The sequence below is a fragment of the Microbulbifer sp. VAAF005 genome, from assembly GCF_030012985.1.
Classification (GTDB): Bacteria; Pseudomonadota; Gammaproteobacteria; order Pseudomonadales; family Cellvibrionaceae; genus Microbulbifer.
Window position 1 is genome coordinate 3,405,001 of record NZ_CP120233.1, and the last position, 14,091, is coordinate 3,419,091.

At 47.3% G+C, this 14,091-nt stretch carries 10 protein-coding genes and 2 rRNA genes (1 of these 12 only partly in view); 9 read left to right on the plus strand and 3 right to left on the minus strand.

Going from position 1 to position 14,091, the window contains the following annotated elements; translation table 11 throughout:
* The 3 genes from P0078_RS15305 to P0078_RS15315 all read left to right on the plus strand — a co-directional run.
* Nucleotides 1-1,431: ribosomal RNA gene (locus tag P0078_RS15305) — 23S ribosomal RNA — on the plus strand (it extends 1,451 nt beyond the left edge of the window).
* A gap of 203 nt (nucleotides 1,432-1,634) precedes the next feature.
* Nucleotides 1,635-1,750, plus strand: a 5S ribosomal RNA gene (gene rrf, locus P0078_RS15310).
* Nucleotides 1,751-2,546: 796 nt separating this feature from the next.
* Nucleotides 2,547-3,539 carry a YncE family protein gene (locus P0078_RS15315; RefSeq protein ID WP_282930795.1) on the plus strand — a complete coding sequence of 331 codons (993 nt, stop codon included), beginning with the start codon at nucleotides 2,547-2,549 and terminating at the stop codon, nucleotides 3,537-3,539.
* A gap of 32 nt (nucleotides 3,540-3,571) precedes the next feature.
* On the opposite strand, the gene P0078_RS15320 is transcribed toward P0078_RS15315, so the two are convergent.
* Entirely contained in the window at nucleotides 3,572-4,102 is a 531-nt protein-coding gene (locus P0078_RS15320; protein WP_282930796.1) for a GNAT family N-acetyltransferase, read from the minus strand.
* A gap of 109 nt (nucleotides 4,103-4,211) precedes the next feature.
* On the minus strand, nucleotides 4,212-4,649 hold the full coding sequence (gene dtd, locus P0078_RS15325) for a D-aminoacyl-tRNA deacylase (protein WP_282930797.1): 438 nt from the start codon (nucleotides 4,647-4,649) through the stop codon (nucleotides 4,212-4,214).
* A gap of 87 nt (nucleotides 4,650-4,736) precedes the next feature.
* On the opposite strand from dtd, the gene P0078_RS15330 reads away from it, so the two are divergent.
* From P0078_RS15330 to P0078_RS15350, 5 genes are all read left to right on the plus strand, one after another.
* Nucleotides 4,737-6,845 (plus strand): prolyl oligopeptidase family serine peptidase, encoded by a 2,109-nt coding sequence (locus P0078_RS15330; protein WP_282930798.1) that lies wholly within the window; start codon nucleotides 4,737-4,739, stop codon nucleotides 6,843-6,845.
* A 230-nt stretch (nucleotides 6,846-7,075) separates the two neighbouring features.
* Entirely contained in the window at nucleotides 7,076-8,065 is a 990-nt protein-coding gene (locus tag P0078_RS15335) for an SDR family oxidoreductase (protein ID WP_282930799.1), read from the plus strand.
* A 107-nt stretch (nucleotides 8,066-8,172) separates the two neighbouring features.
* On the plus strand, nucleotides 8,173-8,766 hold the full coding sequence (locus P0078_RS15340) for a DNA-3-methyladenine glycosylase I (protein WP_282930800.1): 594 nt from the start codon (nucleotides 8,173-8,175) through the stop codon (nucleotides 8,764-8,766).
* A gap of 31 nt (nucleotides 8,767-8,797) precedes the next feature.
* Nucleotides 8,798-9,619 (plus strand): mechanosensitive ion channel family protein, encoded by an 822-nt coding sequence (locus tag P0078_RS15345; RefSeq protein ID WP_282930801.1) that lies wholly within the window; start codon nucleotides 8,798-8,800, stop codon nucleotides 9,617-9,619.
* Between the two features lie 188 nt (nucleotides 9,620-9,807).
* The gene (locus P0078_RS15350) at nucleotides 9,808-11,700 is read left to right on the plus strand and encodes a DUF885 domain-containing protein (RefSeq protein ID WP_282930802.1); all 1,893 of its coding nucleotides are present in this window, start codon (nucleotides 9,808-9,810) and stop codon (nucleotides 11,698-11,700) included.
* A gap of 140 nt (nucleotides 11,701-11,840) precedes the next feature.
* Here the strand turns inward: P0078_RS15350 and P0078_RS15355 are convergent, their stop codons facing one another.
* The gene (locus P0078_RS15355; protein ID WP_282930803.1) at nucleotides 11,841-13,058 is read right to left on the minus strand and encodes a patatin-like phospholipase family protein; all 1,218 of its coding nucleotides are present in this window, start codon (nucleotides 13,056-13,058) and stop codon (nucleotides 11,841-11,843) included.
* Nucleotides 13,059-13,276: 218 nt separating this feature from the next.
* Here P0078_RS15355 and P0078_RS15360 point away from each other — a divergent pair, with 218 nt between their 5' ends.
* The gene (locus P0078_RS15360) at nucleotides 13,277-14,056 is read left to right on the plus strand and encodes a hypothetical protein (RefSeq protein ID WP_282930804.1); all 780 of its coding nucleotides are present in this window, start codon (nucleotides 13,277-13,279) and stop codon (nucleotides 14,054-14,056) included.
* Nucleotides 14,057-14,091: the final 35 nt, after the last annotated feature.

Below are 14,091 nucleotides of genomic sequence, written 5' to 3' on the forward strand. Positions count from 1 at the left end.
TGTAGGCTGGGGACTTAGGCAAATCCGGGTCCCTAAGGCTGAGAACTGATGACGAAGCCCACTTAGTGGGTGAAGTGGTTGATGCCCTGCTTCCAGGAAAAACTTCTAAGCTTCAGGTAATAGTGAATCGTACTCTAAACCGACACAGGTGGTCAGGTAGAGAATACCAAGGCGCTTGAGAGAACTCTGGTGAAGGAACTAGGCAAAATGGTACCGTAACTTCGGGAGAAGGTACGCCGGTTTTGGTGATGGGACTTGCTCCCTAAGCTGAGGCCGGTCGAAGTGACCAGGTGGCTGCGACTGTTTATTAAAAACATAGCACTCTGCAAACTCGTAAGAGGACGTATAGGGTGTGACGCCTGCCCGGTGCCGGAAGGTTAATTGATGGGGTTAGCTTCGGCGAAGCTCTTGATCGAAGCCCCGGTAAACGGCGGCCGTAACTATAACGGTCCTAAGGTAGCGAAATTCCTTGTCGGGTAAGTTCCGACCTGCACGAATGGCGTAACGATGGCCACGCTGTCTCCACCAGAGACTCAGTGAAATTGAAATCGCTGTTAAGATGCAGTGTACCCGCGGCTAGACGGAAAGACCCCGTGAACCTTTACTACAGCTTTGCACTGAACTTTGAGCCTATTTGTGTAGGATAGGTGGGAGGCTTTGAAGCAATGACGCTAGTTGTTGTGGAGCCGTCCTTGAAATACCACCCTGGTATGTTTGAGGTTCTAACTCTGGTCCGTTATCCGGATCGAGGACAGTGTATGGTGGGTAGTTTGACTGGGGCGGTCTCCTCCCAAAGAGTAACGGAGGAGTACGAAGGTGCACTCAGCATGGTCGGAAATCATGCAATGAGCATAATGGTATAAGTGCGCTTGACTGCGAGACAGACATGTCGAGCAGGTACGAAAGTAGGTCATAGTGATCCGGTGGTTCTGTATGGAAGGGCCATCGCTCAACGGATAAAAGGTACTCCGGGGATAACAGGCTGATACCGCCCAAGAGTTCACATCGACGGCGGTGTTTGGCACCTCGATGTCGGCTCATCACATCCTGGGGCTGAAGCCGGTCCCAAGGGTATGGCTGTTCGCCATTTAAAGTGGTACGCGAGCTGGGTTTAGAACGTCGTGAGACAGTTCGGTCCCTATCTGCCGTGGGCGTTGGAGATTTGAGAAGAGTTGCTCCTAGTACGAGAGGACCGGAGTGAACGAACCTCTGGTGTTCCGGTTGTCACGCCAGTGGCATTGCCGGGTAGCTATGTTCGGACGGGATAACCGCTGAAAGCATCTAAGCGGGAAGCCTCCTTCAAGATAAGATCTCCCTGAGGCCTTGAGCCTCCTGAAGGGCCGTGGAAGACTACCACGTTGATAGGCTGGGTGTGGAAGCGTTGTGAGGCGTTGAGCTAACCAGTACTAATTGCCCGTGCGGCTTGACCATACAACAGAGATGGTTACTAACGACTAGCTAAGCTAGCGGATTGTGAGTTAGAGACATACGATCGCTTGCGGTGTATTACTACAGATTGTTTTACCGACTTATTTGGGGTTATCGCCGGTCAATAATATGACCGAGGCAAACAGCGATAACGCGGCAGGCCAAGCACTTTGCTTATAAGACCAACGCCAACCCAAGCCAGTTTGCCTGACGACCATAGAGTTGTGGAACCACCTGATCCCTTGCCGAACTCAGAAGTGAAACGCAACATCGCCGATGGTAGTGTGGGGCTTCCCCATGTGAGAGTAGGTCATCGTCAGGCTTCTAATCCGAAAAGGGCCACCCAACAGGGTGGCCCTTTTTTTATGGCTGAAAAAATATTTTAAAAAACAAAAATAAAAAAACTAAGAAAGGGAAGAGAGAGAGCAGAAAGTACTTGGCAAAAATTAAATAGAAAAAATAAAAGTAATTCTGAAAAACTTTAATGCTCAACTTTCTATTTAAAAAATCAGTCAGTAATTAAAAAAAAGAAAAACCTAAAACTACCTGAGCACCTTAAACAGACGCTCTCCTAAAAAGCCTATAAAAATAGGTCTTTACCGACCTCCGTAGCACTTATATAAAAAATAATCCAACAAAAATAACTCGCGTAAAAACCAGAAAAGTACCCATGCCACTCCCGCCAAAAATTAAATTTAGCCAGTAAAAATATCGGTGATTTTTTAGTCTCTGCAGTAACCCCCTGTAACCACGGGGCCTGTAGCCCGTTTATTAAAGTTATGCACAACTCTATCCAGACTTTCTGTTAGTAACGTTCTGATCCTACTTTTAGTGGGTAACCTGACACTTTTTTCGTTGGTTTTTTAATCGAATTATTTCATTGCACGAAATTAAAGGCTTCCAGACCTCTATCCAAAAGTTATGCACAGTACTATCCAAGAATTCTGTTAGTAACATCCCTGTAATGAAGAAAACATCTAAAAAGTTCCATTTTTACGATCTATTATCCAGTGTTGCAGTGTATAACCAGGACTGACTTTTCAGTTCTAAAAAGCTGGCTGGGGTGTGCTGTTAAGGAAGCATTCTATTAGCGACAAATTCGTCCGGGAGGCTTGCTAATGAGAGTTCTACTTTTAATTTCCATGTCATTAGTACTTTTAGCTGCTGGATTGCTAAGGGCGCAGACGTTGGTAGTAGGAAATAAATATGAGGGCACGGTGAGTTTTATTGACCTGGCTTCCGGCCAAGAGGTTAAGAAACCGGAAACTGGAGGTTCGCCCCATGAATTAATAGTGTCGCCGGATAAATCTAAAGTTGTGGTAGTTTCTTACCTTGAAGATGGCTACGTGGGAGAAGAGCTGAATGTATTCGATATCGCGAGCGGTAAGCGCCTGAAAAGAATTGATATCAGTCCACACAAAGGCCCTCACGGTATCGCTTGGCTGGGCGATAGCAATAATGTGATTGTTACGACAGAAGAAACCAGCGACGTGATAAAGGTGGATGTGGCTGAAGGAAAAGTATTGGGCGTTGCCCGTACTGATCAGGTAGGTAGCCATATGCTTGCACTATCACCTGATCTGAAGACCGCCTACGTTACTAGCCGGGGGTCGGATACGTTCAGTGTAATTGATACAGAGACTATGGAGTTGAAATCTACAATACCGGCAGGAGACGGGCCGGAGGCGGTGTGGGTAAGCCCCGATAATAGCGAGCTATGGATAGGAAATAATCAGTCAGAAAATATCTTTATTTTTGATACTGAGACGTTAAAGCAAAAAGAAACGATAGATGTTGGTTTTCTGCCTATCCGAATTAGGTTTCACCCTGATGGCGAAGTGGTAGCTGTAGCAGACTTAAATGGTAATCGTATACTCGTGTATGACGCCAAGACCCGTAAACAGTTACATGAGATTGATGTCGGCAGCGCAGGGGCCAGACAGCCAGCATCGCTATTTTTCTCTCCGGACGGAAAGTTTTTATTTGCCGGTTCTCAGAGAGACGGAAAAGTTGTTGAAATAGATACCGCAACTTGGAAAGTTAAGCGTATATTTAATGCGGGACAAGGGTCAGATGGTATTGAGTGGAGCCCAGTAAATATTCAGAAATAAATATTCCTAAACTCCACAATTAAAATAATGAATCAGGTAGGAACTGTGTAGATTTTTAAGTCCTGAAATATTCCATCAATCGAATAATAATTTGGAATAGTTTCACTATGCACTCCACCTACGCGTTCTGCTACGGCTATGCTGGCCCTGTTTTCAGATAAGCAGTGAATTTTCAACGTTTGAATATCGTGCAGATCTTTCAAGTAGCTAGATATTTTATTTATGATTCGAGTCACGATTCCATTGCCATGGCAGCTTTTACATAACCAATATCCTATTTCTGCATTTTGTTTTTTAAGGTCAATTTCCTTGATACCAAAGATTCCGACTACCTTGTCTGAATAGTGGATCTTGTACCAGAATGCTCCGAAGCTATTGCTGAATATTCTGTCGTTAATATATTTTTTTGTGGTTGGGATGTCGATAACGAGCTTTGCCCAATAGAGATATTTCTCTAGCAGTGGTCTGTTATTTTCAATTAAGGTAAAGATGATTTCTGTGTCACTATCCAAGAGTGGATCGAGTTTGATATCACTGTTTACTACTATAGGCTTCTTAGTCATCCTTTTGCCTCTCTATTTTTTAGCGATATTTTCTAGTCGTTAGCAACCTAACCAACTAGTAGAGTTTTCCTGATTAGGTGAAACAACAGAAAGAGCCTGTGGAAGGTCTCTAGGTTTCCAGCATAAAAGTTACCGGGCCGTCATTGACTAGTGAAACCCGCATATCCGCTGCAAATATTCCAGTGGCCACTGGCGTAAATTGGGCTTTGGAACTTTTAACGAAATAGTTGTAGAGCTCCTCCGCGTATTCTGGTGATGCGCCGCGACTAAAGCTCGGGCGTAAACCTCTATCAGTTTCGGCAACTAGTGTGAACTGACTGACAATCAGGAGCCCACCTCCCGCCTTTTGGAGGTTGAGATTCATACGCCCTTTATCATCGGGAAAAATACGGTAATTCAGGACTTTGTGCAGCAGCTTATCTGCACTATCAGTAGTGTCCTGGGCTTCGATACCTAGCAGCAGGAGGATACCTTTATCTATGGCCCCAACGGCCTCTCCCGCTACATTAACCTGGGCATGGCTTACCCTTTGGATCAATCCTTTCATCTCACTTCTCTCTGCTGCTCTGGAACCGATCGTCTAAATCGCCTAGATTAGCGGACTGTTCCCAGTAGAGAAACCGAGAATAACGGTATGAAGAGACAGCTAGTGGCACTGGTTGCCGGTGCACTTGCTGCGGTGAGTGTTCACGCAGCTGATAGCTATCCGGATAGTAAGCCGGGTGCTCAAATTGATGAATATTTTGGTCAAAAGGTGGCTGACCCCTATCGCTGGATGGAAAAAATGTCCACTGATGAGGTAAATAGTTGGGTGGCCAAACAGAATGACCATTCATTACCGCGTTTGAAGGAGCTGCCCGGGTGGCAGAAAATCAATGACCGGCTTGCAGAACTATGGCGCTACGAGCGCTACGGTGTTCCGTACAAGAAGGGCGATAGCTATTACTACAGCTACAACACCGGTGATTGGGATCAGAATGTTTTCTATAAGGCCTCTAGCCTGTCTGCTGAGGGCGATACGGTTTTAGATCCACGCACCCTAAGTGAAGATGGCACTATTGCTGCCAAGCGCCTCAAAGTCAGTCCAAAGGGCCGCTATCTGGCTTACGGTATCTCGGATGGTGGCACTGACTGGACCGACTATCGTATTCGCGACCTAAAGACAGGCAAGGATCTGAAGGAACAACTGACCGGTATCAAGTTTAGTGATGCCAGTTGGGCGCCGGATGAGTCCGGTTTTTACTATAGCCGGTACCCGTTTAACAGAGATGGCACGGCGGATGATAGCAAACAGGTAGCCGTATATTTTCACCGACTGGGAGATGCCCAGGAGAGTGATCAACTGGTCTATGAAATTACTGATCATCCCACCCGGAATCCGGGCGCGTCGGTGAGTGATGATGGCAACTATCTCCTGTTTGGTATCTTCGACGGTTATGACTCGAACGGCTTTTACTATCGCGATTTACGCGATGAAAGCGGCAAGGTAGTTAAGCTTTTGGATGACTGGGATGGCCTATACCAGTATCTCGGTAATAAAGGGAGCACCTTTTACTTTGAGACCAGTGCGGGAGCACCGCTGGGCCGTGTAATCGCTATTGATCTGAATAAGCCGCAGCGCAAACACTGGCGCGATCTGGTGCCGGAAACGACTAGTGCCCTGCAGAGTGCCAGTTATATCGGTGGTCGCTTTGTCCTTCATTATCTGGAGGATGCGAAATCGCGAGTCCTGGTGAGCGATACTAACGGTAAGAAACAGTACGAGCTGAAGCTGCCAGGGGTGGGCTCAGTGAAGGGGTTTAATGGTGAGCCGAATGAAGTCGAGACCTTCTACGCTTTCTCTAATTTTATTACCCCGCCGAGTATCTATCACCTGAATGTACAGACTGGCGAAACCAAACTGTTCAAGCAGCCAAAATATGCAGCAGATTTTTCCGACCTGACTGTGAGCCAGCATTTCTATAAGAGTAAGGACGGTACCCGGGTGCCCCTATTCCTGGTGCATAAGAAGGGAATGAAGCGCGATGGCTCCAACCCCACGCTGCTTTATGGGTATGGTGGTTTTAACTCCGCTCAGTTACCGCGCTTCTACAACCGCTTTGTCGGTTGGTTAGATATGGGCGGCACCCTGGCGCTGGCCAACTTGCGCGGTGGTAGCGAGTACGGCAATGCTTGGCACCAGGCGGGTACCAAGACGCAAAAGCAAAATGTCTTCGATGATTTTATCGCTGCAGCTGAGTGGCTGATCGAGGAGAAAGTCACCTCTCCTGAAAAGCTTGCTATCAGTGGTCGCTCCAATGGTGGACTATTGGCCGGGGCAACGTTGGTACAACGCCCAGACTTGTTTGCAGCGGCATTACCGGTGGTCGGTGTCCTGGACATGCTGCGTTACCACACCGCTTCCGCTAATGCCCGGCAGTGGTCGAGCGATTATGGGCTTAGTGAAAATCGTGATGAGTTCAAAGCGCTCCATGCCTATTCTCCGGTCCACAACACCCGTGAGGGCACCTGCTATCCGGCCACGCTAATCACCACTGCCGATCGCGATGATCGAGTGGTTCCCTGGCACAGCTACAAATTTGCGGCAGCCCTACAAAGAGATCAGGGCTGTGACAAACCGGTCTGGCTTGCCGTGGAAACTCGGGCTGGGCACGGTGCAGGCAAGCCGGTATGGATGCAGGTGGAAGACTTCGCCAATCAGTGGAGCTTCCTTGCCTACCAGCTGGGCATGAAAATCGAGTAGCCTTTTCAACTAACCCAACAAAAGTAATAGCGGGATCAATCAAAAAAACTCCCGGTAGGACGATTGTAGATAGGGTTTAGTTTTGGGGCGGTGTCACTAGTGAAGTTAGTGTGCCGCCCACTCTGTCGGAGTGGTGGTATCGCCAACCGGTCTGCCCTTCCGGAAGGAGGTGGCTTCGATAGAGCTAATCACTGGGTATGAATAACGATAACAACTCATCCGGTGGATTTATGAAACACGCATTTGTAACCGGGGGAACCGGTTTTCTCGGCGCTAATTTGGTAGAGCAATTGGTTGGTGATGGATGGAAAGTTACCGCCATGCATCGGCGCACCTCCAATACCGATATGTTGCGCTCTCTGGGCGTCAACCTGGTTGAGGCCTCTCTGAATGACCCTCAGTCCCTTCAAGCTGCAATCCCAGATAATGTCGATGCGCTTTTCCATATGGCGGCTAATACCAGTATGTGGCGCGGCGGTAATGCCCAGCAATGGAAAGATAATGTTGAGGGGGCGGCGAATATTGCCAAAGTTGCCCGGGAGAAAAATGTAGGGCGTATGGTGGTGACCAGCTCAATTTCTGCTTATGGCTACCATAAGGAAAGAATTACTGAAGAAAGTGATAAGCTGGCAGATGACCCTCATCATCACTATCTGTACACGAAAAAAAGAGAGGAAATTGCAGTTCGCAAGGAAATTGAGCGGGGCCTGGATGCGGTATTTCTTAACCCTTGCGCAATTGTGGGTAAATACGATACCACCAGCTGGGCGCAGACCTTTTTTCTGATTGAGAAAAATCAATTACCAGGTGTTCCACCGGGCTGGGGTTCTTTTTGCCATGCCGGTGCAGTAGCGCGAGCCCATATCGATGCGGTTGAAAAGGGGCGGTGCGGCGAAAATTATATCTTGGCCGGAACGGATGCCAGTTTTTTAGAATTCTTTGGAAAGATCGCTGAGTTATTGCATAAACCTGTACCAAAACGCACCACGCCGGCATTCCTAATTCAATCTATCGCCTGGTGTTCCGACCTCTGGTCTCGTGTGAGTGGGCAAGAGCCGGTTATTACTCCTGAAAAGGCCACGTTGGTAACGAGGAGAGTCGTTGCTAGTAGTGCGAAAGCTGAACGTGAACTCGGATATCAATCGGGTGTGGCTTTGGATATTATGTTGTGCGAATGTCGCGATTGGTTAGTACAGAACAATTTATTGGAGTCGAAGTGAACCGTAATAATATTATTTTTGGGTTGGTTGCTTTACTTTTGGTTTTACAAATTATTCAGCACTACTTTTTTTCCGGCGCAAACTAGTCATTAATTTGAGAGATAAATATGGCAGAAAAGCGTTGTGATTGGTGCCTGTCTACACCGCTTTATCAAAGTTACCACGATGAAGAGTGGGGTAGGCCGGTTACCGATGATCAAACCCTGTTTGAGTTTTTGTTGTTGGAGGGGGCCCAGGCGGGCTTATCTTGGATTACAGTGCTCAATAAGCGGGAGAATTACCGTAAATTGTTTAATAATTTTGATGCTGAAAAAATTGCTCGGTATACCCCTAAAAAGGTAGAGAAACTACTTCTCAACCCGGGAATTATTCGCAACCGGCTCAAGGTTGAATCGGCCATCAAGAATGCACGGGCAACCCTCGAGTTGCGCGATCGCGGTATATCCTTAAAGGATTTTCTCTGGCAGTTCACCGATGGAAGAGTGATTGTTAATCGCCCCCGCTCCATGAAGCAGGTGCCGGCCACTACAGCAAAGTCTGATGCGATGAGTAAGGCGCTAAAGAAAGCGGGTTTTAGTTTTGTGGGATCAACCATTATGTACGCGCATATGCAGGCTACAGGAATGGTCAATGATCACTTGGAAACTTGTCCGGCTCATCAGCGTTGTGTCGATGAAGCGCAGAACTTAGGTTTGACTTGAATTTAAAATAGGGATTTATTTTCGAGGGTCGATGAATATTAATAGCTTGCTCAATGAGTATTGGCCCCAAGTAACTGCACTATCCTTAAAGTTGGCAGCCGCACTACTGGTAGTTTTGGTGACGCTGTTTGTGGCCCATCTTGCTCGGCGAGCGGTTGATCGTATGCCGGACCGGTTTGATATTACCTTGCGCCCGGTACTGCGCAGTATTTCGAGCTGGGCGGTCTATATTGTTGGCGCACTGCTGGTATTGGATGTCTTTGGTATTAACACTACCAGCTTAATTGCTCTACTCGGCGCTACTGGTGTGGCAGTAGCCTTAGCGTTGAAAGATACCCTGCAAAATATTGCTTCGGGGTTCCTATTGCTGGGATTGCGGCCGTTCCGCGTTGGGGATGTGATTCAGTTCGGTACCATAATGGGCACTGTTCGCGAGGTAGGGCTATTTACTACGGAGCTGGATACCACGGATGGGCTGCGTATTACCGCACCCAACAGTGCTATCTGGGGGCAAGTGCTCACCAATTTCAGTCGCAATAAGACTCGCCGTATCGAGATTGTGGCGAGTATTGCCTATGGCGATGACATCGATCGCGGTCTAACAGTATTACGTCGCTTGGTAGAACAGGAACCCCGTATTCTCACTGAGCCAGAGCCAAGTTTCGCTGTTAAGGCGCTTGCTGACAGCGCGGTCAATTTACAATTGCGGGCTTGGGCTGCCAATGACCAGTACTGGGATGTTTACTGGTCCCTGATGCAAAAGCTTAAGCCTGCACTGGAGGCAGAAGGCTTGACGGTACCCTTTCCCCAGCGAGAGCTACATATCGTGGACCGGGCCACAAGCCGGCGTTAGTCCATTACCGCGAAGTCACTTGTGGCAATATCCTGCTCCAGGTATTGGGCCCACCTAGTCCTAAATCTCCGATTTGCCTCAACTCAACGCAAACATGTGGCGTTCTGGGGGGCATGAATCGACACCTCACCGAATTCGTGTCAAAGTTAGCGGCGTTTTTTTGTACAACTTTTGATCGAGATAGGAAGATGCCGATAAAGCTGAACAACCCACTGATCCCCAGCCTGCTGGCTGTCGCTATCCTTGCGGGCTGTCAGGGTGACAAGAGTACCCAGGCTGTAGCCAACGCAGATAAGCCCCAAAATGCGGTTGCCGAGGCCTCAGTAACTGTAGATGCGGTTGCCGAAACCAAGCGCCTGACTGAGTGGCTGGATGAGCGTTATGAGGAACAGCTGCAGTTCAGCCCGATTCAGCTGTCCTACCTGGGTCGCAAAGACCACTACGACCAAATCGACGATATGAGTGAGGCCGCAGAGGCTCGCCGCTTGGTTTGGCAAGAGAAAAGTGTTGAAGAGCTCAAGAAGAATTTCGACTATAGCAAGCTGACCCAGGAAGGGAAAACCTCCTACGATATCTGGATTTATCAGTTTGAACAGGCCAAGGCCGCTGCGCCGTTTATCCGTCACGGCTACATCTTTGAGCAGATGGGAGGTGCACAATCGCAGTTGCCCAACTTCCTGCTGAACTTCCACAAGGTCGACAACGTTGAAGATATGCAGGCGTATATCACCCGTATCGGTGGTATCTCCCGCGCGATCAACCAGTTGCTTGACCGCGCCAAGCTGTCGTCCAAAGAAGGTATCCGCCCCCCGCGCTTTGCCTATGAGGGTGCGATTGACCAGTCCAGTAAATTGATTGAAGGCGCGCCGTTTACCGATGGTGAAGACGCACCTCTGTGGGCCGGTGCCAAAGGGAAAATCGCTGAGCTGCTCGAAGCCGGTACTATTGATCAGAAGCAGGCAGACAAGCTGACTGCGGAAGCGCGCAAGGCATTAGAGACTGAGTTCTTCCCCGCATATCAAGGGCTGGTTACCTGGCTCAAAGCGGATATGCAGAAGGCCTCAGCAGAGCCTCAAGGTGCTAGTAGCTTGCCCAATGGTATGGCTTACTACAATCAGCGCCTGGCCAACACCACAACTACGGACCTGACTGCCGACCAGATCCACAATATTGGCCTGGAAGAAGTGGCGCGTATCCGTGGTGAGATGGAAACTATCAAGAAGCAGGTTGGTTTCGAAGGTAGCCTGCAGGACTTCTTCAAGTTTATTCGCGAAGATGGTCAATTCTACTACCCGAATACCGATGAAGGTCGCCAGGGCTACCTGGATGACTCAACCGCGTTCCTGGACAACATTACCAATAAATTGCCGGAATACTTTGGCCTTTTGCCGAAAGCTGAGTTGGTCGTAAAGCGGGTTGAGTCCTTCCGTGAGCAGGATGGCGGTGCCCAGCATTACTACCCCGGCACACCCGACGGTTCCCGCCCGGGTATTTACTATGCGCACCTGTCCGATATGAGTGCCTATTCCACGACTGATATGGAAACTGTGGCCTACCACGAAGGTAACCCCGGTCACCATATGCAGATCTCAATTGCTCAGGAATTGGAAGGTATCCCGCAGTTCCGCACTCAAGCTCACTTTACTGTCTATGTAGAGGGCTGGGCGCTGTACTCTGAGAAGCTTGCTAAAGAAATGGGGGCCTTCGAAGATCCCTATAACCTGTTTGGCCACCTGACGGCTGAAATGTGGCGAGCCATTCGCCTCGTTGTTGATACCGGCTTGCACGCCAAAGGCTGGAGTGAAGAGCAAGCGGTGGAGTATTTCCTGCAAAACTCCGCAATTCCCGAGACTGCAGTTCGTTCCGAAGTGCGTCGTTACCTGGCGTGGCCGGGCCAGGCGACCGCTTACAAGATCGGTATGCTGAAGATTCAGGAGCTGCGTAAGCAGGCTGAAGATCAGTTGGGTGATAAATTCGATATTCGCGGATTCCACGATACCGTACTGGGTGGCGGTGCTTTGCCAGTGCCTGTATTGGAGAGCCGCGTAGCCTCTTGGGTGGAAACAGTTAAACAGTCTTAAGTAATCCTGTTGATTCTATTAAATTAGCCGGGCATAGTCCGGCTAATTTTTTACCTTTACTCCTTGCGAAGAGCAGAAGATTTTAAAAATCTGATCATGCTACTTTGAGAGCGTAGTACGCAATAAAATCTATATTATGTCTAGTCTAAATCATGTAGGTGTTTAATTATCTTTGCCAGGCTTTTCTCGTTGTCCTTAATGAGCTTGTTAGAGTAATTCTTAAGATGATGTAATAAGTCGTGGTCAAATATTCCTACAAAAGGTTTATTGATATCAACGTTTAGAAAATCGTATTCAATTCGTCCTTTCTCTGAAATGATTTTAGCAACTTCCAGCATATAAAGTTGATTTTTGTCCATTGATCTTTGAATATTAGCCATGGCATCACGGGCCCAGTGAATACGTCCCCATTTCCTTAAAGAGTGATATTTCATACTCGAGCTCAATAATCTTGGGTAACCTGAGCACAAGACCAGAACATAATATTTCTTATCGGGAAAGTCTTGAATAATATCCCTTAATATCAAGCTAGCTGGATTGTTTAGGGCGATTGCTGCATCAGCAAATACACTGCCAAAAATATTTTCTTGTGGCGCTGCGATATCTAAGTGGGATGACTGAAAGTTGGCATTCATTTCTTCAAATGCCACAGGGGGGAATGCGGTTTCTGCACTTGCTGCCGCTGTCATTAACTGATAAAGACTGTTTGTCGGTAAGTTGTATACATTTTCCCCTCTATTTTTAAATAGACATACTTCCCCGCTTTCAATATTGAGAGCGGGGATGATCACGTAATTATCTAGGTCGGTAAAATTTAATTCCTTTGTGTAGTACTTTTCCATGATTTCATGCAAACGTTTTCCAAAGTAAGAGGGTGAAAAAAGCCCCGCACCTGTTAATACTATGTGGTACCACGGAGACTTGAATAGGTAGCCAGTTACACTCTTGTATATATTTATTAAATAGTCTAAATGGGATATTTTTTCACCAAAATGATTAGGTATAGCATTACCCGGTATATTAATTCCGGTTACAATAACTGCTCCAGTAGAAACACCTGTGAAAATATCAAATACCTCATTAATGGGCTTTTTAGAATGTTTCTCGATATGCTTTAGTACATATAAGGGGATGAGGCCGCGGACACCACCTCCAGTCACAATAAGAATTTTTATCGTTTCTTTGTTTTTTAGATAATCTAGATTTTTTGTTGATCGTCTTGAGGCCGGGTTCCTACTGAAGGTTACTGATTGAGGAAATTGGGTGTTGTATATATAAGAAATTAGGGCGTAAGCGCCAGATGCTGCGGCCAGGGTTAAAACCACTTTTTTCGTTAGTTTGGTGGCCAGTTTTAGCATGCGTACGGCCCTGTTTACTAATGTGGCATGTATTTGGCTGGTAACTAATACCTATGCATTATTGTAATGTGAGATGTAAAAATCACTTGCTTTAATTTTTGCCGGTGAAGGGAAGAGTAAACCTCTCTGAGGGATTAAAAAGAACTATAGAGTTGCATTTGCAAGGTTAAGAGAATTATAGTTATTTTCAGAATTATTTAAATTTAGTAGAAATATAAATGAAAAATATTATTTTTTACCTATGCCTCTTGATTGCGCAAATAGTCACAATGCCGATTTGCGCTAAAGCTCTCTCTGAGGGCACGCCCACCAATATTACTATCCGCGCCAAGGCCATGGATGCCAAGTTTATTGGCTCCTCCATCGGTGGTGCCATGGTTATTATTCGCGATGCAGATTCAGGGGAAATTCTTGCCAAGGGGCTAACCCAAGGGAGCACCGGTGATACCACCAAAATAATGAAAACGCCCCGAGAGAGGTTCCAATCTATCGCCGATGGCGCTGCACATTTTACCGCTACACTGAATATCAGTGAGCCGGTGTTCCTGACGGTGGAAGTTCTTGCACCGTATATTAAAAAACAGGCTCGAGTGATGGCGCAGACACAGACTTGGCTGGTTCCGGGAAAGCCTATTTCTGATGATGGGCTGATTGTGGAAATTCCGGGGATGTTGGTAGATTTACTTAGCCCACAGACCCATCTCTATACAGGTTTGGACCAGAGTCCCTTTGAGATTCGCGCTAATGTGGTAATGATGTGCGGATGCTCTCTTACCGATGGTGGTCTTTGGGATGGCAGTAAGATTGAAGTTGTGGCATTGGTTAAAAGAGATGGCAAATCATTTGCTCAAGTGCCGCTGGAGATACAGGAGGCTATGAATACCTTTAGTGCGCCCTTTGCGACGGATTTACCAGGTGTTTATGAAATTGTGCTATATGCCTATGATCCCATGACTGGAAATACCGGTGTGGATCGGGGGAGCTTTATTGTGCGTTAGGCAAGTGCAGCAAGACATCTGAGATATGGATTTCT

Excerpts from the sequence above, each read along its gene's own strand:
- P0078_RS15340 (WP_282930800.1), top strand. The coding sequence starts at position 8,173 with ATGGCAGAAAAGCGTTGTGATTGGTGCCTGTCTACACCGCTTTATCAA.
- P0078_RS15360 (WP_282930804.1), top strand. The coding sequence starts at position 13,277 with ATGAAAAATATTATTTTTTACCTATGCCTCTTGATTGCGCAAATAGTC.
- P0078_RS15350 (WP_282930802.1), top strand. The coding sequence starts at position 9,808 with ATGCCGATAAAGCTGAACAACCCACTGATCCCCAGCCTGCTGGCTGTC.
- P0078_RS15355 (WP_282930803.1), bottom strand. The coding sequence starts at position 13,058 with ATGCTAAAACTGGCCACCAAACTAACGAAAAAAGTGGTTTTAACCCTG.
- dtd (WP_282930797.1), bottom strand. The coding sequence starts at position 4,649 with ATGAAAGGATTGATCCAAAGGGTAAGCCATGCCCAGGTTAATGTAGCG.
- P0078_RS15330 (WP_282930798.1), top strand. The coding sequence starts at position 4,737 with ATGAAGAGACAGCTAGTGGCACTGGTTGCCGGTGCACTTGCTGCGGTG.
- P0078_RS15315 (WP_282930795.1), top strand. The coding sequence starts at position 2,547 with ATGAGAGTTCTACTTTTAATTTCCATGTCATTAGTACTTTTAGCTGCT.
- P0078_RS15320 (WP_282930796.1), bottom strand. The coding sequence starts at position 4,102 with ATGACTAAGAAGCCTATAGTAGTAAACAGTGATATCAAACTCGATCCA.
- P0078_RS15335 (WP_282930799.1), top strand. The coding sequence starts at position 7,076 with ATGAAACACGCATTTGTAACCGGGGGAACCGGTTTTCTCGGCGCTAAT.
- P0078_RS15345 (WP_282930801.1), top strand. The coding sequence starts at position 8,798 with ATGAATATTAATAGCTTGCTCAATGAGTATTGGCCCCAAGTAACTGCA.